26 protein-coding genes, 1 tRNA gene and 1 pseudogene are annotated in these 24,324 nt (G+C 75.0%); 19 read left to right on the top strand and 9 right to left on the bottom strand.

The window, feature by feature from the left end; translation table 11 throughout:
• Positions 1-63 precede the first annotated feature (63 nt).
• The 3 genes and pseudogenes from ACZ4K2_RS32735 to ACZ4K2_RS32725 all read left to right on the top strand — a co-directional run.
• A complete protein-coding gene (locus ACZ4K2_RS32735) occupies positions 64-1,698 on the top strand; it encodes an ABC-F family ATP-binding cassette domain-containing protein (RefSeq protein WP_467479187.1) in 1,635 nt (544 codons plus the stop codon).
• 80 nt (positions 1,699-1,778) lie between these two features.
• Positions 1,779-3,446, top strand: a complete 1,668-nt coding sequence (locus ACZ4K2_RS32730) for an ABC-F family ATP-binding cassette domain-containing protein (protein WP_467479188.1) — start codon at positions 1,779-1,781, stop codon at positions 3,444-3,446.
• 12 nt (positions 3,447-3,458) lie between these two features.
• Positions 3,459-3,605, top strand: a pseudogene (locus tag ACZ4K2_RS32725) (AAA family ATPase); the annotation flags it as partial.
• Positions 3,606-3,729: 124 nt separating this feature from the next.
• Here ACZ4K2_RS32725 and ACZ4K2_RS32720 read toward each other — a convergent pair.
• Complete coding sequence (locus tag ACZ4K2_RS32720; RefSeq protein WP_467479190.1) at positions 3,730-4,365, bottom strand: hypothetical protein; 636 nt, start codon at positions 4,363-4,365, stop codon at positions 3,730-3,732.
• 579 nt (positions 4,366-4,944) lie between these two features.
• Entirely contained in the window at positions 4,945-5,838 is an 894-nt protein-coding gene (locus ACZ4K2_RS32715) for an NADP-dependent oxidoreductase (protein WP_467479192.1), read from the bottom strand.
• Between the two features lie 69 nt (positions 5,839-5,907).
• Here ACZ4K2_RS32715 and ACZ4K2_RS32710 point away from each other — a divergent pair, with 69 nt between their 5' ends.
• The gene (locus tag ACZ4K2_RS32710; RefSeq protein ID WP_467479193.1) at positions 5,908-6,519 is read left to right on the top strand and encodes a TetR/AcrR family transcriptional regulator; all 612 of its coding nucleotides are present in this window, start codon (positions 5,908-5,910) and stop codon (positions 6,517-6,519) included.
• 597 nt (positions 6,520-7,116) lie between these two features.
• Positions 7,117-7,434 carry a hypothetical protein gene (locus ACZ4K2_RS32705; RefSeq protein WP_467479195.1) on the top strand — a complete coding sequence of 106 codons (318 nt, stop codon included), beginning with the start codon at positions 7,117-7,119 and terminating at the stop codon, positions 7,432-7,434.
• 281 nt (positions 7,435-7,715) lie between these two features.
• Here the strand turns inward: ACZ4K2_RS32705 and ACZ4K2_RS32700 are convergent, their stop codons facing one another.
• Together ACZ4K2_RS32700 and ACZ4K2_RS32695 are read right to left on the bottom strand one after the other, a co-directional pair.
• Complete coding sequence (locus ACZ4K2_RS32700) at positions 7,716-8,222, bottom strand: DUF4232 domain-containing protein (protein WP_467479197.1); 507 nt, start codon at positions 8,220-8,222, stop codon at positions 7,716-7,718.
• Positions 8,223-8,361: 139 nt separating this feature from the next.
• Positions 8,362-8,712, bottom strand: coding sequence for a beta/gamma crystallin domain-containing protein (locus ACZ4K2_RS32695; RefSeq protein WP_467479198.1), 351 nt, complete (start codon positions 8,710-8,712; stop codon positions 8,362-8,364).
• A gap of 298 nt (positions 8,713-9,010) precedes the next feature.
• Here ACZ4K2_RS32695 and ACZ4K2_RS32690 point away from each other — a divergent pair, with 298 nt between their 5' ends.
• From ACZ4K2_RS32690 to ACZ4K2_RS32650, 9 genes are all read left to right on the top strand, one after another.
• Positions 9,011-9,655 (top strand): dihydrofolate reductase family protein, encoded by a 645-nt coding sequence (locus ACZ4K2_RS32690; RefSeq protein WP_467479200.1) that lies wholly within the window; start codon positions 9,011-9,013, stop codon positions 9,653-9,655.
• 398 nt (positions 9,656-10,053) lie between these two features.
• A complete protein-coding gene (locus ACZ4K2_RS32685) occupies positions 10,054-10,257 on the top strand; it encodes a cold-shock protein (RefSeq protein WP_143638655.1) in 204 nt (67 codons plus the stop codon).
• Positions 10,258-10,314: 57 nt separating this feature from the next.
• A tRNA-Met gene (locus ACZ4K2_RS32680) sits at positions 10,315-10,391 on the top strand.
• A gap of 365 nt (positions 10,392-10,756) precedes the next feature.
• On the top strand, positions 10,757-11,728 hold the full coding sequence (locus ACZ4K2_RS32675) for an intradiol ring-cleavage dioxygenase (RefSeq protein WP_467479202.1): 972 nt from the start codon (positions 10,757-10,759) through the stop codon (positions 11,726-11,728).
• Positions 11,729-12,029: 301 nt separating this feature from the next.
• On the top strand, positions 12,030-13,250 hold the full coding sequence (locus ACZ4K2_RS32670; protein ID WP_467479203.1) for a Cmx/CmrA family chloramphenicol efflux MFS transporter: 1,221 nt from the start codon (positions 12,030-12,032) through the stop codon (positions 13,248-13,250).
• A gap of 275 nt (positions 13,251-13,525) precedes the next feature.
• Positions 13,526-14,176: an RNA polymerase sigma factor gene (locus ACZ4K2_RS32665; RefSeq protein ID WP_467479205.1), complete on the top strand. Its 651-nt coding sequence runs from the start codon at positions 13,526-13,528 to the stop codon at positions 14,174-14,176.
• Positions 14,173-15,228, top strand: a complete 1,056-nt coding sequence (locus tag ACZ4K2_RS32660; RefSeq protein ID WP_467479207.1) for a CU044_5270 family protein — start codon at positions 14,173-14,175, stop codon at positions 15,226-15,228. The genes ACZ4K2_RS32665 and ACZ4K2_RS32660 overlap by 4 nt, the downstream gene beginning before the upstream one ends.
• A 228-nt stretch (positions 15,229-15,456) precedes the next feature.
• Positions 15,457-15,828, top strand: a complete 372-nt coding sequence (gvpJ, locus tag ACZ4K2_RS32655) for a gas vesicle protein GvpJ (protein WP_467479209.1) — start codon at positions 15,457-15,459, stop codon at positions 15,826-15,828.
• Between the two features lie 72 nt (positions 15,829-15,900).
• Entirely contained in the window at positions 15,901-16,386 is a 486-nt protein-coding gene (locus tag ACZ4K2_RS32650) for a GNAT family N-acetyltransferase (protein ID WP_467479211.1), read from the top strand.
• A gap of 425 nt (positions 16,387-16,811) precedes the next feature.
• Here the strand turns inward: ACZ4K2_RS32650 and ACZ4K2_RS32645 are convergent, their stop codons facing one another.
• Together ACZ4K2_RS32645 and ACZ4K2_RS32640 are read right to left on the bottom strand one after the other, a co-directional pair.
• Positions 16,812-18,266, bottom strand: a complete 1,455-nt coding sequence (locus tag ACZ4K2_RS32645; protein ID WP_467479260.1) for an amidase family protein — start codon at positions 18,264-18,266, stop codon at positions 16,812-16,814.
• A 671-nt stretch (positions 18,267-18,937) separates the two neighbouring features.
• Positions 18,938-19,417, bottom strand: a complete 480-nt coding sequence (locus tag ACZ4K2_RS32640; RefSeq protein ID WP_467479213.1) for an ATP-binding protein — start codon at positions 19,415-19,417, stop codon at positions 18,938-18,940.
• Between the two features lie 160 nt (positions 19,418-19,577).
• Here ACZ4K2_RS32640 and ACZ4K2_RS32635 point away from each other — a divergent pair, with 160 nt between their 5' ends.
• The 3 genes from ACZ4K2_RS32635 (at position 19,578) to ACZ4K2_RS32625 (ending at position 21,256) form a co-directional block, all read left to right on the top strand.
• The gene (locus ACZ4K2_RS32635) at positions 19,578-19,949 is read left to right on the top strand and encodes an STAS domain-containing protein (protein ID WP_467479214.1); all 372 of its coding nucleotides are present in this window, start codon (positions 19,578-19,580) and stop codon (positions 19,947-19,949) included.
• 384 nt (positions 19,950-20,333) lie between these two features.
• Positions 20,334-20,726, top strand: coding sequence for a gas vesicle structural protein GvpA (locus ACZ4K2_RS32630; protein WP_467479216.1), 393 nt, complete (start codon positions 20,334-20,336; stop codon positions 20,724-20,726).
• A gap of 299 nt (positions 20,727-21,025) precedes the next feature.
• Positions 21,026-21,256, top strand: a complete 231-nt coding sequence (locus ACZ4K2_RS32625) for a hypothetical protein (RefSeq protein ID WP_467479218.1) — start codon at positions 21,026-21,028, stop codon at positions 21,254-21,256.
• Positions 21,257-21,296: 40 nt separating this feature from the next.
• Here the strand turns inward: ACZ4K2_RS32625 and ACZ4K2_RS32620 are convergent, their stop codons facing one another.
• Positions 21,297-21,581, bottom strand: a complete 285-nt coding sequence (locus ACZ4K2_RS32620; protein ID WP_467479219.1) for a DUF7336 domain-containing protein — start codon at positions 21,579-21,581, stop codon at positions 21,297-21,299.
• A 339-nt stretch (positions 21,582-21,920) separates the two neighbouring features.
• Here ACZ4K2_RS32620 and ACZ4K2_RS32615 point away from each other — a divergent pair, with 339 nt between their 5' ends.
• Both ACZ4K2_RS32615 and ACZ4K2_RS32610 read left to right on the top strand, forming a co-directional pair.
• Positions 21,921-22,094: a hypothetical protein gene (locus tag ACZ4K2_RS32615; protein ID WP_467479221.1), complete on the top strand. Its 174-nt coding sequence runs from the start codon at positions 21,921-21,923 to the stop codon at positions 22,092-22,094.
• Between the two features lie 312 nt (positions 22,095-22,406).
• The gene (locus ACZ4K2_RS32610; RefSeq protein ID WP_467479223.1) at positions 22,407-22,772 is read left to right on the top strand and encodes a hypothetical protein; all 366 of its coding nucleotides are present in this window, start codon (positions 22,407-22,409) and stop codon (positions 22,770-22,772) included.
• Between the two features lie 125 nt (positions 22,773-22,897).
• On the opposite strand, the gene ACZ4K2_RS32605 is transcribed toward ACZ4K2_RS32610, so the two are convergent.
• Positions 22,898-23,125 carry a hypothetical protein gene (locus ACZ4K2_RS32605; RefSeq protein WP_467479224.1) on the bottom strand — a complete coding sequence of 76 codons (228 nt, stop codon included), beginning with the start codon at positions 23,123-23,125 and terminating at the stop codon, positions 22,898-22,900.
• Between the two features lie 109 nt (positions 23,126-23,234).
• On the bottom strand, positions 23,235-23,996 hold the full coding sequence (locus tag ACZ4K2_RS32600) for an AfsR/SARP family transcriptional regulator (RefSeq protein WP_467479226.1): 762 nt from the start codon (positions 23,994-23,996) through the stop codon (positions 23,235-23,237).
• Positions 23,997-24,324: the final 328 nt, after the last annotated feature.

Below are 24,324 nucleotides of genomic sequence, written 5' to 3'. Positions count from 1 at the left end.
TCCCACGTCTGCCCAGGGCAGAGGTCCGCACGGCCCTGCCCTCGAACCGTCGAGGTCTCCTTCATGTCCGACGCCGCCGTCGTCTGCTCGCACCTGTCCTTCGCCTGGCCGGACGACACCCCGGTCTTCCACGACCTGTCCTTCGCCCTGGGCGCCGGACGTACGGGCCTGGTCGCGCCCAACGGCTCCGGCAAGAGCACCCTGCTCAAGCTGATCGCCGGTGAACTCAAGCCCACCGCGGGCTCGTTGTCGGTCAGCGGGGTGCTGGGCCACCTCCCGCAGACCCTGCCGCTGAGCGGTGACCTCACCGTCGCCGAGGTGCTCGGCGTCGCCGGGGTCATCCGCGCCCTGGACGCCGTCGAGTCCGGGGACGCGAGCGAGGAGCACTTCACCGTCATCGGTGACGACTGGGACATCGAGGAGCGCAGCCGCGCCCAGCTCGACCGCCTGGGTCTGGGCGGTCTCGCCCTGGACCGGGTCCTGGGCACGCTCAGCGGCGGCCAGGCCGTATCCCTCGGTCTCGCCGCCCAGTTGCTCGCGCGCCCCGACGTGCTGCTCCTCGACGAGCCCACCAACAACCTGGACCTGACGGCCCGCCACAAGCTCTACGACGCGCTCGAGGACTTCACCGGCTGCCTGCTGCTGGTCAGCCACGACCGCGCGCTGCTCGACCGCATGGAACGCATCGCCGAACTCGGCAGCGACGAACTGCGCCTGTACGGAGGTGACTTCAGCGCGTACGAGGAGGCCGTGCGGGCCGAGCGGGAGGTCGCCGAGAAGAACGTCCGCAGCGCCGAGCAGGAACTGAAGCGGGAGAAGCGGGAGATGCAGCAGGCCCGGGAGCGCGCCGAGCGCCGGGCGAGCAACGCCGCCCGCAACCTCAAGAACGCCGGCCTGCCCCGCATCTTCGCCGGCACCATGAAGCGCGGTGCGCAGGAGGCCGCGGGCCGGGCCGGGCAGATGCACGCGTCCCGGGTCAGCGAGGCCAGGGCCCGTCTCGACGAGGCGGGCCGCGCGCTGCGCGAGGAGCAGCGCCTCATCCTGGAGCTGCCCGGGACACAGGTGCCCGCCGGGCGCACCCTGTTCCTCGGCGAGGGGCTGCAGGTGCACCGCGCCGGCCGGGCCGTGTTCGCCGGCGGGGGTCTCGACCTGAGCGTCCGCGGCCCCGAGCGCATCGCGCTGACCGGTCCCAACGGTGCCGGCAAGACCACCCTGCTGCGGCTGATCACCGGTGACCTCGCCCCGGACGGCGGGCAGGTCACCCGCGCCGACGGCCGGATCGCCTACCTCTCGCAGCGCCTGGACCTGCTGGACGAGGACCGCACCGTGGCGGAGAACCTCGCCCGCTTCGCGCCCGGGCGGCCCGAGGCGGAGCGGATGAACCTGCTGGCCCGCTTCCTCTTCCGGGGCGCCCGGGCGCACCTGCCGGCCGGGGTCCTGTCCGGTGGCGAACGGCTGCGGGCCACCCTGGCCTGCGTGCTGTGCGCCGAACCGGCCCCGCACCTGATCCTGCTCGACGAGCCGACCAACAACCTCGACCTGGTCAGCGCCGGGCAGTTGGAGAGCGCGCTCAACGCCTACCAGGGGGCGTTCGTCGTGGTCAGCCACGACGAGCGGTTCCTCGCCGAGATCGGGGTGGGCCGCCGGCTGCGGCTGGCCGACGGCACGCTGACGGAGACGGGGGAAGCCGGGGTGTGAACCGCCGGTGCGACCTGGCCCGCGCACGAGGCCCGGCGCCCGGCGGGCCGCCCACCGCATCACCCCCCGGACGGACACCCATGCCCCAGACCGCTCTGCTCGCCCACGACATCGTCCGCACCCTGGGCGGCCGCCGCGTCCTCGACGGCGTCCACCTGACCGCCTCCCCCGGCCGGCGCATCGGCCTGATCGGGGAGAACGGCACCGGCAAGTCCACCCTGCTGCGGGTCCTGGCCGGCGTGGACGAACCCGACGCCGGCAGCGTCACCCGCCCCGCCGACCTCGGTTTCCTGCACCAGGAGATGCCCTTCGACGCCGGCTGGACCCTCGGCGCGGTGCTCGACGAGGCGCTGCGCGAGGCCCGCCGGGACCTCGCGGACCTCGCACGGCTCGGCGAGGAACTGTCCCGTGTCCCCGAGGACGCCCCCGGCCACGGGGAACTCCTCGACGCCTACGGCCGGCTCCTGGAGCGGGCCGAGGAGCGGGAGTCCTGGGACGCCGACCGCCGCGCCGCCCTCGTACTGGACGGGCTGGGCCTCGGCGCGCTCGGCCACGACCGCACGCTCGGCTCGCTGTCCGGCGGCCAGCGCGGCCGGCTCGCCCTGGCGGCGCTGCTCGTCAGGCGGCCCTCGGCGCTGCTGCTGGACGAGCCGACCAACCACCTCGACGACGGCGCCGCCGCCTTCCTGGAGGAGCAGGTCCGCGCCCTGCCCGGCTGCGTGGTGCTCGCCAGCCACGACCGGGCGTTCCTGGACGCGGTCTGCACCGATCTGCTCGACCTCGACCCGGCGGTGGACGGCCCGGTCCGCTACGGCGGCAACTACAGCGCCTACCTGGGCGAGAAGCGCGCCGAGCGGGCCCGCTGGGAGCGGCGGTACGCCGAGGAGCGGGAGGAAGCGGCGCGGCTGCGGCACGCGGCGGGGGTGAGCGCGCACCGCGTCGCGCCCGACCGCGGGCCGCGCGACAACGAGAAGATGGGCTACGGGCACCGGGCGGGCCGGGTGCAGAACCAGATCTCCCGGCGGGTGCGCGATGCCGGCCGGCGGCTGGAGGAGCTGGAGCGCACCGGGGTCGCCGAGCCGCCGCGTCCGCTGCGGTTCGCGCCGCGGACGCTGGCCGCCGGTGCGCAGGAGGGCCCGCAGCCGCTGGTCCGCCTGCGGGGGGTGCGGGTGCCCGGCCGGCTCGCCGTGGCCGCCCTGGAGGTGTCGGCGGCCGACCGGCTGCTGGTCACCGGCGGCAACGGGGCGGGCAAGTCGACGCTGCTCGCGGTGCTCGCCGGCCGGCTGCCGGCCGAGGGCGAGGTGCACCGGCGACGGCGGCTGACGGTGGGGCTGCTCACCCAGGACACCGTGTTCGAGCGGCCCGAGCGCACGGTCCGCGACACCTACGCGCTGTCCCTGGGACCGGAGCGGGCCGAGCAGGTGCCGCTGGGCTCGCTCGGGCTGCTGCACGACGCGGACCTGGACGAACCCGTCGGCCGGCTGTCCGTCGGGCAGCGCCGACGGCTGGCGCTGGCCCTGCTGGTGGCCCGTCCGCCGCAGTTGCTGCTGCTCGACGAGCCCACCAACCACCTGTCCCCGCGGCTGTGCGACGAACTGGAGGAGGCCCTGGGCACCGGTCCGGGCGCGATCGTCATCGCCAGTCACGACCGCTGGCTGAGGCGCCGCTGGCCGGGCCGGGAGGTCGGGCTGGCCCCGGTGCCCGGGCGGCGGGGCGGCACGGCGCCGGCGGCCCGGGCCGGCGCCTGAACGCGCCGGGGCCGGATCCGCACCGAGAGGGACGGATTCTCCGGCTCGGAGGGCGTCGTCATGACCGCGGCCACCCACCGCGCCGGCATCCTCGACCCGGCCCTGACCCGTCCCGGCCGCTTCGACCGGGTGGTCCGGGTCTCGCCGCTGGACCGCGGGCGGCTTCCCCGGCACTGCCCCGCGCGCGGTCGGCGATCGGCGAGAAGGCGGGCCACCGCCGCCACGGGCCCGTGCCGTACGTGGAGGACGTCCTTTCCTCGGCGGGCCTGATCGGGCTCCTCGGTCAGCGGGGCCCGCCGAGGAGTTCGACCAGGCCCACCGGCAGGAACGCGGGCCGGTGGGGGCGGCCGACCTGGTACGGCACGAAGCCCAGCGAGGCGGCCACGTCGACCTCTTCGGCCGTCTCCGCCTGGTAGACGACCCGGCAGTGGCCCGACGCGGCCTTCGCGCGCTGCCAGAGGACCGGGGCGGGCTTGCGCTCGGTCTCGGTGCGCGGGGTGAGGACGCGGTCGCCGAAGTCCGCCCAGGCGAAGGGGGCCGGGCCGCGCCAGGCGGCGTCGACCTCCTCCTTCAGCCTGGCGGCACGCTCGGCGTCGGTCGTGCCCCAGGAGGGCGGGACGTTGGTGATGAGGCCGACGGCGACGTGGCGTTCACGCAGGGCGCGCAGGTACGAGGCCGCACCGCGCCGGTAGCCGATGCCGCCGTCGTCGGCGGTGTGCACGAGGGTTTCGCCCAGGTCGAAGTAGACGACGGGGCAGCCGCGTTCGCTGCTCGCGCGGGCGGCCGTGACCGCTCCCGTGTCCTGCCTCGGCTCCCCGGGGGCGGCTCCGCTCGCCGGGGCGCAGAGCGCGGTGGACACCAGGGCCGCGCCCAGTACGAGGCTCGCGCGGACCAAGCTCTTGGAGGCGGACCTGTCCATGGCGTCGTCGCCCTTTCTCCTCGGGGACGTAGCACGATATCCGGCCCGCGCACCGGTGGTGGGGTGAACGCGGCACCCGGTCTCGGCGGCCGGGCCGGGAGGGAACGGGGAACGGGCGCCGGCGGGCCGGCGGGCCGGGAGACCGTGCGGGCGGCGGCACGTCGCGGCCACGGCCGGGCGGTTGCCTGTCCGGGGATGCGTCCGCGGTGCGCGGGAGGCGCGCGTCGGCTGTGCCGCGTGCGGGTACCGGGCGGGACAGGTCCGGCGCCGTGGCGTGACAGGTCCGGCGCCGTACGGTGGGCCGCGCCGTCGTCGGCGCGGGGCGGTGCGGACGGGCCTCCTGGCCGTCGGGGCGGGCCGGGGGCGGTCGCCCGGTACGTGCTCGACGGGCGCTCCCGGGCGATGCGTCGGCCTTCGCCGGGGTGCCGGGCGGGTGTGTGCCGCGCGGCGTGCGCTGGAGGCGGCCCTCCGCGGGCGGGCCGGCCGCGCCGGGCCTGGGGCGGGATCCGGGGGCGTGGCCGCCGCTACGGGTGCCGGCCGCTGTTCGCGGGGCCGGCACCCGTAGCGGCGGCCGGTTCTTCAGACGATCAGGACGCGGCGTCCGCGTGTGTGACCGGCGCGGCTGTCGATGTGCGCCGCCGCGGCCTCGGCGAGCGGGTAGGACTTCTCGACCGGGATGTGGAGCCTGCCCCGGGAGATGAGGTCGACGGCCTCGGCGAGCGCGTCCGGGACGCTCCCGGCCACGCCGGAGAAGCGGACTCCGAGTTCCGGCGCGGTGAGATCGGCGATGGAGATCACCTTCCGCGGGTCCCCGGTCAGCTCGACGAGTTCGCGGATCACGCCCGAGCCCGCCAGATCGAGAGCCGCGTCGACCCGGCCGAGCCGCCGCACCCGCTCGGCCCAGCCCTCGCCGTACGTCGTGGCGAGGGCGCCCAGGCCGCGCAGGTAGTCCTGGTTCGCGGCCCCGGCCGTGCCGATCACCGTGATGCCCCGGTCGCGGGCAATCTGGAGCACCGCCGACCCCACTCCCCCGGACGCGCCGCTGACCAGCAGCGTCTGCCCGGGCCGCACCCCGCACTCGCGGAGGACGCGCAGCGCGGTCTCCACCACGGAGGGGTACCCGGCCGCCTCCTCGAACGTCAGGCCGCCGGGCATACGGGCCCAGGCCGACAGCACGGCGAACTCGGCGTAGGTGCTGCTCCCCTCGCCGAACACGCGGTCGCCGACCTCGACGCCGTCGACGCCCTCGCCGACCTCGTCCACCACCCCGGCGGCGTCCAGGCCGACTCCGGCGGGCAACTCGACCGGGTGGGCCCCCAGGACCTGGCCTTCACGGATCCTCCAGTCGACGGCGTTCACGCCCGCCGCCCGCACGGCGATGCGTATCCGGCCGGGGCCCGCGTGGGGCTCCTCGGCCTCCACCAGCCGCAGCACGTCCGGTCCGCCGAACTCGGCGAAGCTCACTTTTCTCATACACCGAACGTAACACTAACGGTTAGCTTTTTGAAGTTGTTACGGATACGGACCTGGTAGCGTGCGGCCATGACCCCGCCGACCGGACGCCGAGAGCGCAAGAAGGCCGAGACCCGCCAGAAGATCGCCGAGGCCGCCCTGCGGCTCTTCCTGGAACGCGGGTACGACGCGGTCGGCATCCGGGACGTGGCCGCCGAGGCCGACGTGGCCGTCACCACGCTCTTCTCCCACTTCGCCTCGAAGGAGGCCCTGGTCTTCGAGCAGGACGCGGACTTCGAGCAGCGCCTCGTACGGGCGGTCACCGACCGGGCGGCGCACGAACCGCTCGTCCCCGCGCTGCGCCACGAGATCCACGCCCTGGTACGGCACTGCACGGCGGACGCCGCCGCCCCGGTATGGCGCATGATCGACGCCTCGCCCGCCCTGCGGGAGTACGAGGAGTCGATGAGACTGCGCCACGCGGAATCACTGGCGGCGGCCATCGCCGACGGCCCCGGCCTGAACCGGACCCCGACGGCCTGCCGGGCGGTCGCGAGGTTCGCGGTCGACGCCTACGCGCTGGCCCGCGAGGCGGGCGATCCGCAGGCCGCGGTGGACGAGGTCTTCCTGATGATCGAGGCGGCCTGGGAGGCCGCCCGCCCCTCCCCGCACCCCGCAGGCCCGGGCCCGGCCGCACCGTAGCCCGGACGCGGCCAGAGGCACCCGCCCCGGCCGCGACTCCCCCGCCCCCGCGGTGTGCGGACAGCGGCTCTCTCCCCTCCGGCGGGCCGTGCGCGGCCGGGGACCCGGCGCCGGGGCGGGGCGAGGGTGCCGGCCCGCCCCGCCCGGTCACGACCGGCCGGCCGGTGCGGATCGCGGCCGCCGTGGCGTCGGCGTCGCCGTGGAGCACGGAGTGGTGGTCGCCGTTCAGGTCCGCGCCCTCGTGCGGGAGCGGCCAGAGCAGCCGGCCGGACGCCGACGGACCGAGCCGCGGCAGGGAGCAGGCCACCGGGGACCACAGGGCGGACCGCTGACTGGCCACCACGGCCCTGGGGCGCCGGGGGTCCCGGGCGGACGCGGGGTTGTTCGGCGGGTGGTGCCGATGCCGAACAATCCTGTTCGTTGAATTCTCTCGACGGGTTCCTTACGAACAACCTCCGCACCCGCTCAACTGGAACGGCGCGGTGAGCGAGCGCCGGCCCGCCCCGGATGCCTGGGCCCTTTGCCGGGCGCGTCCGCGCAGCACACGGAGACACCGGAACGACCACCCGGGAATCCCCGGGGAACAAGGAGAGTCGTATGCGTATGCGTTCCATCAGCGCTGCCTGTCTGTCCGCCGTGGCCCTGGCCGTGGGAGGCGTGGCCGAGACGGCCGCCGCCTCCGGTCAGAGCGCGGCGGCCCTCTCCTGCGGGCAGCCGCAGTTGCTGACCGGCAGCGCCGGGCACAAGGGCGCGTCGATCCGCTGCACCGGAGGGGCGTTCACCGAGTTCATCGAGTGCAACAAGTCCGGCTACGTCTACACCCACTTCGGGAACCGCGCGGTGTCCGGCGGCACCTCGACGACGTGGTGCGACCTGAACGCGATCGTGACGCGCGTGGGGGTCACCCCCAGCTGACGTCCGGCCGCGCGGCCGGCCTTCCCCCACCCGGCCGGCCGCGCACGCGGCGCACCGCGCGGGAAGACGGCGGTGTTCCTCCCCGAACCGAGCCGAACCGAGCCGGTCTCCGGTCTCCGGTCTCGGGTCCCTCGGGCCTCGGGCCTCGGGGAGGGACACCGTCCGCGTGCCGCACAGCCGCTCCCGCCGCGGTGGCGCCGTGTGCGGCTGTGCGGCGGCGTCCCGTCCGTGGCGCGTTTTCGTTCCGTACGGGGGTCCGAGCGGAACCGTGCCGCGGCGGGTCAGGCGCCGCGCTGGACCGGGCCGATGAGGGTGCCGCGGGCCACCTTGAGCCTGCCCTGGGCGAAGGACGCGCCGGGGATCTCCCCGCCCGGGGCCTGGAGCGTGAACGACGCCTCGTCGGCGGGGGTGCCGCGGCGGTCGTTGGGCACCTGGATGTCGAAGTGCACCGGGTGGCCCGGGCCGAAGGTCACCACGGTCTTCTGGTCGCCGTAGCGGCCGGCGGTGACCCCGGTCGGCACGCCGTGGTCGGAGAACCGCACGCCGGTGGGCGAACCGGCCAGCCGGCAGGACGCGTACCCGCGCGGCGCGGTCAGGGTCACGCGGTAGTGGCGGTGCCCTGAGCTGGCGGGTGCTGCGGTGATCTTCGCGGTGTGGTTGGCCGGCCGGCAGGCCGAGGGGGCGGCGGCACCTGCCGCCGAAGAAGCCTGCGCGACCCCCGCACCGGCAGCGGCCACCACCAGCGCAGAGGCGGCGACGGCGGTGGCGAACTTCCCGAACGTACGCATCGGAACACTCCTTGCCTTGCTTGATGGTCCTGCCGGGTGTCCTCCGCCAGGACCATGGTCGGCATGATCCCTGCCCCCGGGCCCACACGGGGAATGTCTCAGGATCGGTACAGGCCCGGGCTCCCGGGGTGCCGGCCCGTCACAGGATCTCGATGCTGTCGACCCTCGGCGGGCGGTTCGGGAAGGTGATGTCGGTCCAGCGGTTGATCCGCACCGAGTCGCCGTTGGCGTCGTAGTAGATCAGGTCGTTGTTGCCCGTGGAGATCCGGTCGACCCACCATCCGCCGAAGCCGGTCCGGCCGCGGTTGGCGTAGCAGTCGACGCTCTGCCGGCCGCCGTCGTGGGACCAGATCTTCAGGAAGTTCTCGCCCCCGCGGCACTCGACGTGGTCGATGGCGAAGGCGTTGCCGCTCGTGCCGAGGGTGAGGGCGGTGGCGGTCGCGAGCGCCATGGCCAGGGCGCGCGCGGCCCTCTTGCTCTTCGAGATCACACTGTCTCCTTCGTACCGCAGGCCGGCGCACGTGCCGTCCTGTCGGAGGGTGTCGCCGGCTCGGATGTGTCGCCCCACGCTATGGACGTAACACGCCCATAACGGATGTGATCAGAAAAAACACCACGAAGAGGTGATAGCCCGCGGTAAGGCCGTGGCCCCGGCCGGGCCGGATCGCGGCCGGGAAGTCGGGGGTGGGGTGTTGTCGATCCGCTCGTGTCCCGTTCGACGTGAGGGTGTGGGCGCCCCGTCGCACGACGAGGCGCCGGGGCCTGGAGAGGAACGGAAGAGCAGCGACGTGGAACAACTGCTGAGAGTCATGAACTTCAACGTCTCGGACGACGGCATCGGTGCGGGTGAGCACCAGAGCCTTGAGCGGCCGTTCGGCCTGGACCGTCCCGAGCGGCTGTTCGCCTGGGCCGGGGCGACGGCGAGCTGGCCGATGCGCACCGATCCCGGTGGGAGCCGGGGTCTCGACGACTACTTCACCCGGGATTTCGCACGCGGCATCGGCGCCGAGATCATGGGCCGGAACAAGTTCGGGCCCCGGCGCGGGCCCTGGCAGGAGCCCGCGTGGCGCGGCTGGTGGGGCGAGGACCCCCCGTTCCGCACCCCGGTGTTCGTCATGACGCATCACCCGCGTGAGTCGTTCACGCTCTCCGACACCACGTTCCACTTCGTCGACGGCGATCCGGCCACGGTCCTCCGACGGGCGCGGGAGGCGGCGGCGGGCAAGGACGTCCGGCTCGGCGGCGGGGTCACCACCATCCGGCAGTTCCTCGACGCGGATCTCGTCGACACCCTGCACGTGGCGGTCTCGCCGGTGCGGCTCGGGACCGGGCTCCGGCTGTGGGAGTCCCCCGACGAGCTGCTGGACCGGTTCCACCTGGAGGTCGTGCCCAGCCCGAGCGGTGTGACGCACCACCTGTTCTGGCGGAAGTGACGCGCCGCCCGTTCCGGCTGTCCCGGCGCCGGCGTTCGCCAAGGGCGGTGTGGACTCACCGCGCCCCGCACGGCGCACACCGGCAAGACGATCACGGACACGGCGCACGGCGACAGCGCCGGCTACCTGCGCCGGCTGTGCCTGGAGGAGAACGGCCGCCTCGAAGACGGTGACGGTACGGGTCCGCTGACCCGGCGGACCGGCCGGAAACAGCCGGTAAGACCACCGGTGTCCCGGGCAGGAGGAACCCGGCCGGCACGGGAAGGCGGCATCGACTTCTGCAAAAGTCGGATAACCGCGCGGCGACGGGGTAGAACGGACGCGGGCACCTTCCGTCACGGTCGGCCCCGCCCACAGACCAGCCGGGATCTCCCAGCGATATATCGAAGGACAACAGCATGGCCAGCGGCACCGTTAAGTGGTTCAACGCCGAAAAGGGCTTCGGATTCATCGCCCAGGACGGCGGCGGACCGGACGTCTTCGCCCACTACTCCAACATCGCCGGCAACGGCTACCGGGAGCTCGTCGAGGGAGAGACGGTCACCTTCGACGTGACCCAGGGGCAGAAGGGCCCCCAGGCGGAGAACATCGTCCGCGGCTGACGGCCGCGAAACCGCGTCGCCCCGCGTCCCAGCCATTGTGTAGAGTGGCGGTACCGACGCGGGGTGGAGCAGCTCGGTAGCTCGCTGGGCTCATAACCCAGAGGTCGCAGGTTCAAATCCTGTCCCCGCTACCAGTAAGAAGGGGCCCGGCTCATGCCGGGCCCCTTCGCCGTGTCCGGTCCCCCTCACCGGATGCCGGCCCCTTCGCCTGGTCGCCGAGCTCCTGGACCCCGACGAGGCGCACTGGCTCCAGGAGAAGGCCCGCGGGGTCCGCCAGGGCTTCATGGATCCGAAGCAGCGGGCGGCGTTCGAGGAGTTCCTCGCCCGCCGGGCGTCCCCGGAGGGCCCGTGACGCACCGGGGACCGCGTGCCCGGCACGCGGGCCGCGGCCCGGCCCGTCAACCTTCCGTAACGGCTGCCGGCGGCCGTTGCGGAGGTTGACCGGATCAGGCCGCTGATTCACATCCGTCTCACAGGCAGCGCTCCTAATGTCGCGTCCATGACCAATCCACCTGTCGACGAGCCCGACAACGCCGTCGTCTCACGGGCCGTGTCACGCCGCCGCATGCTGGCCCTGAGCGGGGCCGGAGCAGTCGCCCTCGCCGGGATCGGCACCGCCGCCGACGCGTCCGCCCGGTACTCCTCCACCGACCTCGGCGCAGTCGATGCCGCGGAGGCCGCCGCGCTGGCCTCCGGTGCGTGCATGCGGCTGACCGCCGAGCAGATCGAGGGCCCCTATTACATCGACTACGAGCTCTTCCGGAAGAACGTCGTCGAGGACCGCACCGGCATACCGCTCCTGCTGCGCCTGCGCGCGGTGGACGCCGCGACGTGCAGGCCCCTGCGGAACTCGGCCGTCGAGATCTGGCACTGCGACGCGTCCGGCGTCTACTCCGGCTACACCCAGAACGGCAACGGGGGCGGGACCCCTCCCGGTCCCGGCCAGCCCCCGGGTCCCCCGCCCTCCGGCACGCCGACGGGGCCGCCCCCGGGCGGCGGCGGGGGCCATGCCACCCCCACGGACGACCTCACCTGGCTGCGCGGCATCCAGATGACCGACCACCAGGGCTTCGTCACCTTCCGGACCGTCTTCCCCGGCTGGTACGCCGGCCGCGCCGTCCACATCCACACCAAGGTGCACACCGGCGGCAAGCGGACCGCCGACGGCTACACCGGCGGGCGCACCTGCCACACCGGGCAGTTCTACTTCGCCGAGGACGCGGTGAAGGCCACCGAGGGTGTCGCCCCCTACTCGGCCAACACCGGGACCCGCGTCAAGCTCGACGAGGACATGCTCTACCCGGGGACCGGCGCGCAGGGCGGGCTGCTCCGCCTCGTCTACGACCGCCGGGCGATCGAGCGGGGCGTCCTCGGCTCCCTCACGATGGCGGTCGACCCGGCCGCGACCAACGAGGGCGGGGGCCCGCCGGGCGGCCCGTTCCCCGGCCCCTCCCCCTCCCCCAGCGCCTGACGGGCGCCCCGGCCGTTCGCGCCGGGCCGGCAGGGTCGGGGCCCGGTCAGGCTCAGCCGTGCCGGGCTCCGGCGCGGGCAGCCCGCGGCGCGTGACACGGCGGGCATGCGGGGACCGCACCCGCATGTCCGCTCCGTCCCTGTACGTCCGCCACACCCCTGTACATCTGTTCCGTGGATGTATGTCCCGATGAGGTGGTCTCGGCGGGGCCGTCGCGGCCGGGCGCGGTCGGCAGGGGGGAATGTGATCACGTTCGCGCGGGTTGGTGTGTGTCATGCCCAGAGATGCCGCACGATCCCGCATGCCCGTAGCCGTCTACATCCTCGGACTGTCCGTGTTCGCGCTCGGTACCAGTGAGTTCATGCTCTCCGGACTGCTGAGCCCCATCGCCGAGGACATGGGCGTCAGCATTCCGCAGGCGGGCCTGCTGATATCCGCCTTCGCGATCGGGATGGTGGTCGGGGCACCGCTGCTGGCCGTGGGCACCCTCCGGCTGCCCCGCCGTACCACCCTGATCGCCCTCATCGGCATCTTCGGCATCGGGCAGGTCGCGGGCGCGCTCGCCCCCTCCTACGCCTTCCTGTTCGTCTCCCGTGTCGTCTCGGCCCTGGCGTGCGCCGGTTTCTGGGCGGTCGGTGCGGCCGTCGCCATCGCCATGGTCGACAAGGGCCAGCGGGCCCGTGCCATGGCCGTCATGATCGGCGGCCTGTCCATCGCCAACGTCCTCGGCGTCCCCGCCGGCGCGTTCCTCGGTGAGCACCTGGGCTGGCGGTCGGCGTTCTGGTCGGTCGGCGCGGCCTCCGCCGTCGCCCTCGCCGGCATCCTGGCGCTGGTCCCCCGGATCCCGCTGCCCGCCGAGCGGCCGACGCTCAGCCGTGAGCTGCGCATCTACGGCGACCGTCAGGTGTGGCTCGCCATCGGCATCACGGCGCTGGCCGCCGGCGGTGTCTTCTGCGCCTTCAGCTATCTGTCGCCGCTGCTCACGGACGTGGCCGGGCTGGATGCCAAGTGGGTCCCGTGGATCCTGGGCCTCTTCGGCGTCGGCGCGCTCGTCGGCACCACCATCGGCGGCCGGGTCGCCGACGCGCACCTGTTCGGCGTGATGATCTGGGGCATCACCGCCTCGACGGTCTTCCTGACCGCCCTCGCCCTGCTGGCCGGGACGGCGGCCGCGGCCATCGCCCTGTCCTTCCTGATCGGTGTCTCGGCCTTCTTCACCGCGCCGGCCCTCAACGCCCGCATGTTCAACGTGGCCGGTGCCGCCCCGACCCTGGCCGGAGCCACCACCACGGCCGCCTTCAACCTCGGCAACACCGGCGGCCCCTGGCTGGGCGGCACCGTCATCGACGCGGGGCTGGGCTTCTCCGCCACCGCCTGGGCGGGTGCCGCCATGACCGTCACCGCGATCGCCCTCGCGGTGGCCGCGCTGCGCCTGGAGCGCCGCACGCCGTCCCGTCCGGCCCAGGTGGTCGCCTCCTCGGCCCCGGCCACCGAGCCGACGGCGGAGCCGGCCCGCGCCTGAGCGCACGGACCGTTGCCCACGGGACCGCCGCCCGGCCACGCGGCCGGACGCTCCCCCGGCGGCCGCGGCCGCGGAAGCCGCCCGCCCCTGACCGCACGCCCGGCCCGCTTCCCCGGGGAGCCCGGCCGCGTGGCGTCAGGGCCGGTGCCGTCCGTCCAGGGCGGTCACGGGCGTCCGGGGCGGTCACGGGCGTCCGGGGCCTTCCTCGACCGGCCCCGGCGGAGGGTGTGACGCAGGACACCGGAACCCGGCGCCCCGCGCGGACAACCGACAGCGTGGACTATTCACTTCACGCCCGCATACGAGCGGGCGACCCCGAGGCGTTCCGGGAGCTGTTCCGCGCCCACGCGCAGCTCGTCTTCCGGCATGCCGTGCGGGTGTCCGGGGACCGGGCGACGGCCGAGGACGTGGTGTCGCTGACCTTCCTGGAGGCCTGGCGGCTGCGCGCGAAGCTGCGGGACGAGGGCGAGACGCCACGGCCCTGGGTGATGGGGATCGCCGTCAACGTGCTGCGCAACACGGCGCGGGCCGCCCGGCGGCACTCGGCCGCGCTGACCCGGCTGCCGGCCGAGGAGCCCGTGCCGGACTTCGCCGAGGCGCTGGTGGGCCGCATGGCCGACGCCGAGGAACTCGCCGCGGCCGGCCGCGCCCTGGCACGCCTGCGCCGGGGCGAGCGTGAGGTGTTCACGCTGTGCGTGTGGTCCGGGCTGAGCTACGCCGAGGCGGCCCAGGCGCTGGGCGTGCCCCTGGGCACGGTGCGCTCGCGGCTGTCGCGCACGCGCACCCGGCTGCGCACGCTCGCCGCCGAGGAACTGGCCACCGGCCGGAAGGGACCGCACGCGCGGACGGAACCCGTCGGCGGGAGCGGACAACAACAGGGCGGCCGCACCCTCGCGGCCCGGTCGGGAAAGGGGACGGCTCGATGAGGCGGACACCGAGGTTCGGGGAGCCGGACCCCGCGGAACTGGCCGGCCTGCTGCCGGCGCCCGGCGACCCGGAGCTGCCACCCGACCGACGGCACCGACTCGAGGACACCTTCATGGCACACATCGAACGCTCCCGTCCCGCCGTCACCGTCCCGCCCGCCGCGCCCCGGCCGGCCCGCGGGCGTCTGCGCCGGCCGGTGCTGATCGGCATCCCGGCCGCGCTGGCCCTGGCCGGGGCGGCGGCCGTCGCCCTCGGCGCCTCCGGCGGCTCCGGCGGCCACGGGCCGGCCCCGGTCGCGGCCCCCGTCGTACGGATCCAGGCGGGTTCCGACGTCGCGCTGGCGGCCACGGTCGAGCGCATCGCCACCGCGGCCGGCCGCGACGCCGTGCCGGCACCCCGCGCCGACCAGTTCATCTACATCAGGAGCGAGGTGTCCTTCACGAGCACCGACGTGGACGGGGACACCGACACCTCCCGCACCTGGGTGCAGCCCCTGCACACCCGTGAGGTCTGGCTGTCCCCGGACGGGCACAGGGGCTGGCTGGACGAGCCCGGCTACCAGCCCGAGGACGGCGTCACCCTCGACAGCGACATCACCCGTGACTCCTACGACGAGACCCGGGCACTGCCCACCGACCCCGAGGCACTGCTGAAGAGGGTCTACGCCCGCACCAACGGCGACAGCGACCGGGACCAGCAGGCGTTCGACGTCATCGGCGACATCGTCGGCGAGCAGCTGGTGTCCGCGCCGACCGCCGCCGCGCTCTACCGTGCCGCGGCGAGGATCCCCGGCGTCGTGGTCGTCCCGCGCTCCCAGGACGCCGCGGGACGCGAGGGGATCGCGCTGGCCCGTCTGGACCCCGCGACCGGCGAACGCATCGAGTGGATCTTCGACCGGCACACCTACGCCTACCTCGGCAGCCGCGGCGTGCAGGTCACCGCGGCCGGGGACGCCGAGGTGGGCACCGTCACCGAGCGCACGGCGATCCTGCAGCGGGCCGTCGTGGACGAGGAGAAGGTACGGCCCCGGCCCGCCGGGAAGGCATCCTGACCCCGGACACTCAGTCCTCGGGTGTGCGGCAGGAGAGGGCCGGCACCGGCCCGCCGGAGCCCGGCGGGCCGGCGGGGGTGGTGCGGGTCACCGCGCGGGTGAGCCGTGCCGGCCCGGCCGCGCGTTTGGCCACGGGGGGTGGCGGTCACACGAACCTGGCAGCCTTCGTCGCGGCCGGTCGCAGCGTCGGCGCGACCGTGCAGGACGAATGACGAGGAGTTGGTCGGGATGACCGTGGCGACGCAGGGCGGCGGCGGGGGCGGTTCCAGTGGTCTCTACGACGTGCTGGAACTCATTCTCGACCGCGGACTGGTGATCGACGCGTTCATCCGCGTCTCCCTCGTCGGGATCGAGATCCTCAAGATCGACATTCGGATCGTGGTCGCCAGCGTCGACACCTACCTGCGCTTCGCCGAGGCCTGCAACCGCCTGGACCTGGAATCGGGACCGCGCAAACCGGCCGGGCTGACCGATCTGCCCGACCAGCTCAAGGGGTCCGGCGCCCGCGGCATGGCCAAGGGCGTGCTGTCCGGTGCCGCGGAGGCGATGTCGGACGCCTTCCAGCAGGCGCGTGACGAGGGCCGCACCCGGCAGGCATGACCCACCTCGCACCGCCCTCCTCCCCCGGGCCCGGCCCGGGGGGCGGGGGGCCGCACATGTCAGACTCGGGGCGTGATCCGACCCGCGACTCCCGCCGACGTCCCCGCCGTCCACACCATGATCCGCGACCTCGCCGCGTACGAGAAAGCGCCCGACGAGGCCAGGGCGACGAAGGAACAGCTCACCGAGGCCCTGTTCGGCGCGCGTCCGGCCGCGTACGCGCACGTCGCCGAGGACACCGACGGCGCGGTCGTGGGCTTCGCGCTGTGGTTCCTCAACTTCTCCACCTGGCGGGGCGTGCACGGCATCCACCTGGAGGACCTGTACGTCCGTCCCGAGGCCCGCGGCGGCGGCCACGGAAAGGCCCTGCTGACGGAACTCGCCCGGATCTGCGTGGCCCGGGGCTACGAGCGCCTGGAGTGGTCGGTGCTGAACTGGAACCGCCCCGCGATCGACTTCTACGAGGCGCTGGGCGCCCGTCCCCAGGACGAGTGGACGGTGTACCGGCTCACGGACGACGCCCTGACCGCCCTGGGAAGCCGTTCCGGCCGTCCGTAGCCCCCGGCCGCCTGCGGCGCCGGCCGAGGCCACCGGTACCGGTCCGGGCGGCGCGGCCGGCCGTGCCACCCGCCCGGCCGGCGTTCAGCGGGACGGCGGCCGACGGGGACCGGCGACGGAGGCGCTCAGCCGGACGACCGCACACTGTAGTGGCGGCCGCCGACGACGCGGCCGTGGCCCGGCGGGCCGGACCCCGAGGTCCGGCCCGCCCCGGGTCCCCGGGACCGGCGGCACGGCCGGGCGCGGGGACCCGAGGGGCTTTCGCCGGGCTCGGGCCGGGCCGGACGGGAGCCTCTGGAGGCGGTTCGGAGGCGGCTCGGGTCCCGTGCCGGGCCGGGCGGGAGGCTCTGGAGGCGGCTCGCACCCGGCTCGGGTTCCGTGCCGGGCGCGTGCGGGGCTCGCGGCGGGTGCCGGCGGCCCGCCGCTCACCGCCGGGCGGTGCCGGGGCCGGTCGTCGGCAGGTACCGCGGCGCGCGCCAGGCGTGCAGTTGCCGCTCCACGGCCGCCCCGAGGGACAGCAGCGCCGTGTCCTGGCGGCCGCCGGCCATCAGCAGCATGCCGACGGGCAGTTCGCCCACGGAGCCCGCCGGGACGGACAGCGACGGGTAGCCGGCGACGGCCGCCGGGGTGGACGAGGGGATCACATCGTTGTCGCCGCGTGCGCAGTCGGTCGTCCAGGCGGGCGGGTTCGTCGGCGCGGCGATCGCGTCCAGGTGGTGGGCGGCCATCGTCTCGTCGATCGAACGCCGTGACAGCTCTCGCAGTTCCGCCCGCTGCGTGCGGTATCCCGGGTCGCTCGGGGGCGGGGCGGCGAGGGCCTGCTCGAAGAGTTCCTGCCCGGCGAAGCAGGTCTGTTCCGCCCGGTGGGCGCGGTTGAAGGCGATGAGGGCGGCCAGGGCGCGCGGGCCCTCGCGCGTGGCGAGGTAGGCGTCGATGTCCCGGTGGAACTCCGTCAGCAGCGCCGGGAATTCGAGCGCGGCGAGCCGGTCCTGGTAGGGCGGCGTCACCTCGACGACCTCGGCGCCAGCGGCGCGCAGCCGGCCTGCCGCGCGGGTCATCACGCCGTCGACCGCCTGTCCCAGGGACGGCAGGCGCCACAGGCCGATCCGCTTGCCCCGCAGGCTCCCGGGGCCGAACGAGCCGGCCGGCAGCCCGGCCGCGCGCCTGGCCCGGGCGGCGCCGGTGGTGTCCGTGCCCCCGGCTCCCGGGGGGCGCCGGGCGATGACCGACAGCGTGAGGGCCACGTCGACGACGTTGCGCGCCATGGGTCCCGCCGTGTCCTGCTCGGCGGAGATCGGCACCACGCCGTCGCCGCTGACCAGGCCGAGGGTCGGCTTCAGGCCGACCACGCCGTTCATGCCGGCCGGGCAGACGATCGAGCCGTCGGTCTCGGTGCCGATCGCCACCTGTGCCAGGGACGCGGCGAGCGCGGCGCCCGAACCCGCCGACGATCCGCACGGATTGCGGTCGAGGACGTAGGGGTTGCGGGTCTGGCCGCCCACCGCCGACCATCCCGAGGTGGGCTTCTGCGCGCGGAAGTTGGCCCACTCGGACAGGTTCGTCTTGCCCAGGATCACCGCGCCCGCCCGCCGCAGGCGCTTCACCAGGTCCGCGTCGGAGGCCGGGGGGCTGCCCGCCAGGGCGAGGGAGCCCGCCGTCGAGGCCAGGTGCCGCGTCTCGACGTTGTCCTTGATCAGGACCGGGATGCCGTCGAGCGGGCCGCGGACGGAGCGGCCGCGGTGCCGCGCGTCGCTCGCGGCGGCCTGCCTCAGGGCCGAGGGATCGGTACGCAGGACGGCGTGGATCTTCGGGTCGAGCGCCTCGATCCGCTTCAGGTAGGCGCGGGTCAGCTCCGAGGGGGTCAGCGCGCCGGCCGCCATGCGGGCCTGGAGCTGGGGAATGGTCACCGTGTCGAGGCGCAGGCGGCCGAAGCCGTGCTCCGGCGCCCCGCTCGTGGCCGCGATCGCGCCGGCGGGCGCGGGGGTGGCGGCCCGCGCGGGCTGGAGCGGCGAGGCCGCCCACAGTGACCCGGCGAGTACGGCGGCGCCCAGAGCCGCCGTCCCTCTCCTGCCGGCCGCGCCCCTGCGGCGTGCCGTGCCGTGGGGCGTCCGTAACCGATGTGCCGTCAACTGTCGCATGGGGACAGCCGACTACAGCCTGCCGCGCCCGCACAAGAGCGCCACCGGCCCCGGTTACGTCGAGGTCCCGTTCCCCTGGGCCCGGTTCCGCCGGGGTCCGCGGGGAGGGGGGCGTGCTTCCGGCGGGTCCGTGGTCCCGTTCCCCGGTCCGGCGCGCGCCCCGGGGCCCGCCGGGGCTCCCGGCCGGGAGCGGAGGGAGGGGCGCTGGGCCGCCCACCGCAGCCGGCCGCCCCGGGCCACATGCGCCCGGCCCACATGGACGCGGTCCACACGTGCCCGGTCCACACGTGCCCGGCCCCCACGTGTCCGGCTCACATGGACGCGGTCCACACGTGGCTCGCTCACGTGTACGTGGCCCACACGTGCCCGGTGCACGCGTCCCGAGGGCCGATGATCGCCGTCCGCCGATCCGGCTATCCGGGCGGGCGGCCGGACGCGGTGCCTCCGGGGTCGTCGGTGAGGGCGATGCGGGCGGTGATGCGCTTGCCGACCGGTTCGCGCTGCACCTCGAAGCCGTGGACGACGGCCATGACGATCTCCAGGCCGTGCTGCCCGACCCGGCCGGCGTCCGCGGCCCTGGCCATGGGCAGCTCCGGGTTGGAGTCCCACACCGCGACCTCCACGGTGTCGCCGGTGACGCACAGGTCCAGCAGCACCGGTCCGGGCGCGTACTTGCGGGCGTTGGTGACCAGTTCGCTGACGACCAGGCGGGTGAGGTCGACGGCGCGCCGCGAGACGGGCAGGCCGTGTTCGGCCCGGACGCGGTCGAGGAAGCCGGCGGCCAGGCGCCGGGCCTGGGCGATGTCGGTGCCGTCCCCGTCCAGGGCCACCGTGGTCTGTATGGTCCGCTCCTGGGGCGTGGTGCCGTCCTCGCCCACGGGCACTGACTCCATCGCGGCCGCCTTCACTGTGCATTCACCTCGCGTGCGCGTACCCGTATCGCTACCGGGTGACGCTCGGCGCCCCGGTGCCGGTTGCGCCGCGCAAGAACATCACCCGGGAATCGCGGGGCAGCGATCCGGGCGAGGGTCCGGCTGTGCCAGTATCACCGACATGGCTGAGGAAGAAGTGGCGGACGGCGAAAACGGCGGGCAGCCGGGCCGGCTGTCGGTCGTGGCGACCGCCGCCGACGGCGTCCAGGTGCTGACCGTGTCCGGGGAACTGGACCACCACACCCGTGACACGCTTCGTCGGGCCCTGGACGCCTGCGGGACGCCCCGCGTCGTGGTGGACCTGTGGCAGGTCACGTTCATGGACTCCAGCGGCATCAACATTCTCATCGCCGCCCACCGCTCCCTCACCGAGGCGGGCGGCTGGCTGCGCCTGGCACGCCCGACCGGCCCGGTGATGCGCATCCTGGAACTCGTCGGCGTCGACACCTTCATCGGCTGCCACGAAAGCCTCGGCCAGGCCCTCGACGCCTGACGGCCGCGGCCGGCCAGGGCGGAGTCGGGAACGGGGGCAGAGTGGGACCGCGTGGGACCGGGTGCCCGGGCGCCCCGGCCCACGGCGGTCACGCACGGCCGGTGTCCCGCCACGGAACGCCACGGCGGAGGCGGTGGTGATCCCGCCGCGCACCGCCGTGGCGGGCATAGAGGTGGCTCGGGAGGGACGGCGAGGGCGACAGCGCCGGGCCGGGCCGGGCGCCCTGCCGGTGTCGTACCCGGCGTTTGGCCGTGGGCGGCGGTGGCTACCCGCCTCCGGAGCGTTCGTCGCGGGCCTTCGCCGCGGCGGGCGGTGGGGCCGACGCGCTGCCGGCATCCTGGCCGACCGGACCCCACGAAAAGGCACGGCAAGGGGTTGGTCCCTATGACCATGGCGACACAGCAGGGTGGCGGAGGCGGTTCCAGCGGCCTGTACGACGTGCTGGAGCTCGTACTCGACCGCGGGCTGGTGATCGACGCGTTCGTGCGGGTCTCCCTCGTCGGGATCGAGATCCTCAAGATCGATGTCCGGGTCGTCGTCGCCAGCGTCGACACCTACCTGCGCTTCGCCGAGGCGTGCAACCGCATGGACCTGGAAGCGGGGCCGCGCAAGCCGGCCGGGCTCACCGAGCTGACGGGCAAGCTCACGGAGTCCGGGGCCCGGGGCAAGACGAAGGGAGCCCTGTCCGGTGCCGCGGAGACGATCTCCGACGCCTTCCAGCAGGCCCGCGAGGAGGGCCGGGAGCGCCAGGGCCAGCGCGCCGCGCGCGGGGACTGAGAGAGGGCCGGCTACGGGCACGTACGGCCGCGGGCTCGTCCGTGCCGCGGCCCGCCCCCGTCGCGCGGTTCGCCGGAGGGGCAGGGTGCGGTCCTGTCCGTCCTTTTCCCCGACCGTGCTGACGGCCGTCGCGGCGGGTTCCATCGTCGGGTGATGCGCGCGCACCCCGTCGACCGCCCGGCCGATCTCGAGGTGGTTCGTGAGTCCTACGACCGGGTGGCCGACAACTACGGTGGTGGTCGCTGTTCAACCTCCCCCGGGACGTCCTCCCCCGGGTTCTCGCCCTGTTCGCACGCGCGTTGGTGCCGGGCGGGCACTTCCTCGCCGCCACCCACGCCGGCGAGGAGGACGTGGTGCGCACCGAGGCGTACGGGGGCGTGCCCGTTCGCTGGACGACGCACCTGTGGCGGCCGGAGCGGTTCGTGGGCCTGATCGAGCGGGCCGGGATGCGTCCGGTCGCCGAACTCCGGCTGCCCGCCGAGGAGTCCGGCGGGCCGGGTCTGGTGGTCATGGCCCGGCGGCCGGGCTGAGCGTCGGGCGCCGCGGGCGGTGCGTGCTCGGCGCGGCGGTTCAGTCCGCGGGCCGCACGTGCTCGAAGCCTTCGGTCCACGCGTCGGCGTCCAGGGTGTACTCCTCGATGAGGAAGCACTCCGGCTCGTCGGCGAAGCCGGGCAGGAGGCGGGCGCGGCGCATCCGCTCCGCCGCCGTGTGCCGGGAGGAGTAGACGCCGAGCAACTTGACGTCGTCGCCGTCCCGTTCGTCGATGTGGACGTCCGTGCCGTCGTGGTGCACGACCGTGCCGCCGTCGCCGGCTTCGTTCTGGTGCGCGATGTGCCACAGGAGATGGACCTGCATGGCCACAGGTTACCGTCCGGTCCGGGGCGGGGTCCTCGGCGAGAGGTGCCGCGGGGGGCCGGGGGCCGTGCCGGTGCGGCCATCGCGCAACTCGGTGCGGGTGCAGGTCTCGTGGGTGGGCCGGTCGACGCTGAGGACTGTCCTGATCCCGCCGTTGGTGATCGACCCCGGTCCGCCGCCGGCCTCCTTCCGGCCGGCCGGCGCGGAGGAGCGGACCCCTGGCCGCGGGAAGAACCGGGCCGGGCGGGTGGCGGGTGTCCGCGGACAGCATGTGCGGTCGCCGTTTCCGTGGCCCCGGCAGGGGCAGGCGGACCGGTGGGCGCCGATGGGAGGACCGTCATGAGTGCCGGACAGAAGGCCAAGGCCAAGGCCGAGCAGGTCGTCGGCAGAGCGGTGCGGAAGGTGGCCCACGCCGCCGGCAAGGAGACCCTCGCCGCGAAGGGCGCCGCGCTCGAAGCCCGGGGCAGGGCCCGGGGCACCAAGGAGAGCGTCAAGGACAGGCTCCGGCACTGACACCGGGCCGTACCGGGGCCGGCGGGGTGTGCGCACGGTGGCTCGTCCGGCCGCCGGTGCCGCGCGCCCTGGCGGCTCCCCGGGCCGCCGGCCGGGAAGCGGAGCGGCGCCGGAGCCGGTTGGTTCCGGCCGCTTCCGGGTGGCCGGCGGGGCGCGGGAAGCACGACGGGTGACCGGTCTGCGCCGGTGCTCCCCGTTCCCCCCTTCCGGGCGTTTGGTCCGGTACACGGCTTCCCGGGGGGTGTGGGGGCGGCAGGGTGGCGGTCGCGAGGGGCCCCGGCTGTCGGGGCCTCCCGAACGCTGAGGAGCACGATGCGCGGGAAGAAAGCACTCGGGGTCGGAGCGGTGGTGCTGGCCCTGGTCTCGGGGGTCGGCTGGGCACAGGCGGCGGACGAACAGGCACCCGCCGGGCCGAAGGCGGCGGCAGCGGCAGCCGCGGTCGAGGGGTATCAGGTCGTGAAGCTGCCGAACGCGAACGTGCCGAACTTCCAGCGGCGGACGGTGCACTGCCCGTCCGGGAAGGTCGCCGTCGGCGGGGGCGCGGAGGCGCAGGGTTCCGACGCGATCCTCGTCGGCTCGTTCCCCACGGACGCCGGAGACGGCTGGATCGGCCTCGGCCGTCAGACCAGGTACGGCGACGTCGGCATCTCGGTCTACGCGATCTGCGCCTACCGCTGACCTGGCGGCCTCTCCCCCACCGGCGCCGCGCCCCGCTCCGAGGAGCGGGGCGCGGCGCCGCGCTGTGTGGTGCCGCGCTGTGTGGTGCCGTGCTGTGTGGTGCCGTGCGGGTGCCCGGTGCGGGGTCAGGGGCTGTCCTGGCTGCGCCGGGCCGTGCGGTTGGCGAGCAGCAGGCCGGTCCACATCAGGACCAGGAGCACCGTCACCACGATGCGGCCGGGCGGGTCGCCGTCGGCCACCCGCCACACCAGCAGGGCGATGCTGATGGCGAGCATCGGCCAGTAGAACCGCGGCCCCCACCGGTTGCCGGGGCGGGTCCACGGCGGCGGGGCCGGGGTGGAGCGTCGCGTCATGGGTCCTCCCTTCCCCGCGTCGGCTGCCCGCGACGGCCGCGGCGCAACCCGCGGTGCGGGTCGGGTTCCGGCGGCGGTGGCGCGTGCCCCCCGGCGCGGCCGGGGGGGGTCACCGCCTGCCGGCAGTGTGGCGGCCCAGGTAGGGGGCGAGGAGTCGGCGGTACTCCGGGGAGGGGGGCAGTCCCAGTTCTCTGTGCAGGCGGTGCCGGTAGGAGGCGAAGTGCCGCAGGGCCTCGGCGGCGTTGCCTTCGGCGAGGTGCACGGCGGTGATCTCCCGGTGGGCGCTTTCCCGCAGGGGTTCGGCTTCGGCTGCCGTCATCGCGTACATGAGCGCCGCACACAGCCGGCCGTGGTGGCGGTGGCGGCGGCTGACGGCCTCCAGCGCGTGCAGCCGGAGCTGGTGGAAGTGCTCGCGGGCGTCCATGACCCAGTCGTCGTACCAGTTAGGCAGGAGGTCCTGGCAGAGCAGGGCCGGGATCTCCGTGCCCGGCGGGTCACCGCTGGAGCCGCCGGCCAGGGTGGCGGCGTACCGGGAGGCGGCCGGCAGATCGACGGCCACCCGGCCGCACAGGGAGAGCCGTGTCGGCTCCGGGGCGACCACCGGGTACTGGCTGCTGCGCCGGGAGATGCGCCACAGGGCCGAGCGCAGGCTGGCCGCGGCGCGGGCCCGGGGCAGGCCGGGCCAGAGCAGCTCGGCTGCCTGTTCACGCAGGACGACCCCCCGGTGGAGGGCCAGGTAGGCGAGGAGCCGCTGGGCCGAGGGCGGGAGGTAGACGCTGCGCCGGTCGATCTCCAGCCGGAAATCGCCCAGTAGTCCCAGGCAGACGGTGTTGTCGGGAGCGGTTCGTCGGGGGGTGTCGTCGGCACTCATGTGGCACAACCGCCAACTCGCATCGTGTTCGTGCCCAGGCGCCCGCCTGCGGCGTTGTCCGCGCAGCGGTGCGCGGACGCCTCGCCGCGGGAGGGCGCTCCCTGCCGTCCTGGCCGGGGCCGGGCCCGCAGCCTCCGACGGGCCGCGTAGCCCGCGGGAGGGTGCGGTAAACGGCCTCGCGCGCGCCGCGGGTCCGGCGGGGGGGGCGTCTCGGCGGTGTCACCGGGCACGGTGGGCGGGCCGGGGCGGTGCACGGGCACCCGTGTGGCCGCGGGCGGAGGCGTGCGTGGTCCGGCCGCGGTTGGGTGCCCGCTGCCGTACGCCGCCG

The organism is Streptomyces sp. NPDC025833, from assembly GCF_055558055.1.
Note: the sequence above shows the minus strand (reverse complement) of the source record. Positions and strands in the feature narration are given on the sequence as shown.

Coding starts and splice junctions, on each gene's coding strand:
- ACZ4K2_RS32735 (WP_467479187.1), top strand. CDS start 64: ATGTCCGACGCCGCCGTCGTCTGCTCGCACCTGTCCTTCGCCTGGCCG.
- ACZ4K2_RS32730 (WP_467479188.1), top strand. CDS start 1,779: ATGCCCCAGACCGCTCTGCTCGCCCACGACATCGTCCGCACCCTGGGC.
- ACZ4K2_RS32720 (WP_467479190.1), bottom strand. CDS start 4,365: ATGGACAGGTCCGCCTCCAAGAGCTTGGTCCGCGCGAGCCTCGTACTG.
- ACZ4K2_RS32715 (WP_467479192.1), bottom strand. CDS start 5,838: ATGAGAAAAGTGAGCTTCGCCGAGTTCGGCGGACCGGACGTGCTGCGG.
- ACZ4K2_RS32710 (WP_467479193.1), top strand. CDS start 5,908: ATGACCCCGCCGACCGGACGCCGAGAGCGCAAGAAGGCCGAGACCCGC.
- ACZ4K2_RS32705 (WP_467479195.1), top strand. CDS start 7,117: ATGCGTATGCGTTCCATCAGCGCTGCCTGTCTGTCCGCCGTGGCCCTG.
- ACZ4K2_RS32700 (WP_467479197.1), bottom strand. CDS start 8,222: ATGCGTACGTTCGGGAAGTTCGCCACCGCCGTCGCCGCCTCTGCGCTG.
- ACZ4K2_RS32685 (WP_143638655.1), top strand. CDS start 10,054: ATGGCCAGCGGCACCGTTAAGTGGTTCAACGCCGAAAAGGGCTTCGGA.
- ACZ4K2_RS32675 (WP_467479202.1), top strand. CDS start 10,757: ATGACCAATCCACCTGTCGACGAGCCCGACAACGCCGTCGTCTCACGG.
- ACZ4K2_RS32670 (WP_467479203.1), top strand. CDS start 12,030: ATGCCCGTAGCCGTCTACATCCTCGGACTGTCCGTGTTCGCGCTCGGT.
- ACZ4K2_RS32660 (WP_467479207.1), top strand. CDS start 14,173: ATGAGGCGGACACCGAGGTTCGGGGAGCCGGACCCCGCGGAACTGGCC.
- gvpJ (WP_467479209.1), top strand. CDS start 15,457: ATGACCGTGGCGACGCAGGGCGGCGGCGGGGGCGGTTCCAGTGGTCTC.
- ACZ4K2_RS32645 (WP_467479260.1), bottom strand. CDS start 18,266: ATGGCGGCCGGCGCGCTGACCCCCTCGGAGCTGACCCGCGCCTACCTG.
- ACZ4K2_RS32640 (WP_467479213.1), bottom strand. CDS start 19,417: ATGGAGTCAGTGCCCGTGGGCGAGGACGGCACCACGCCCCAGGAGCGG.
- ACZ4K2_RS32635 (WP_467479214.1), top strand. CDS start 19,578: ATGGCTGAGGAAGAAGTGGCGGACGGCGAAAACGGCGGGCAGCCGGGC.
- ACZ4K2_RS32630 (WP_467479216.1), top strand. CDS start 20,334: ATGACCATGGCGACACAGCAGGGTGGCGGAGGCGGTTCCAGCGGCCTG.
- ACZ4K2_RS32620 (WP_467479219.1), bottom strand. CDS start 21,581: ATGCAGGTCCATCTCCTGTGGCACATCGCGCACCAGAACGAAGCCGGC.
- ACZ4K2_RS32615 (WP_467479221.1), top strand. CDS start 21,921: ATGAGTGCCGGACAGAAGGCCAAGGCCAAGGCCGAGCAGGTCGTCGGC.
- ACZ4K2_RS32610 (WP_467479223.1), top strand. CDS start 22,407: ATGCGCGGGAAGAAAGCACTCGGGGTCGGAGCGGTGGTGCTGGCCCTG.
- ACZ4K2_RS32605 (WP_467479224.1), bottom strand. CDS start 23,125: ATGACGCGACGCTCCACCCCGGCCCCGCCGCCGTGGACCCGCCCCGGC.
- ACZ4K2_RS32600 (WP_467479226.1), bottom strand. CDS start 23,996: ATGAGTGCCGACGACACCCCCCGACGAACCGCTCCCGACAACACCGTC.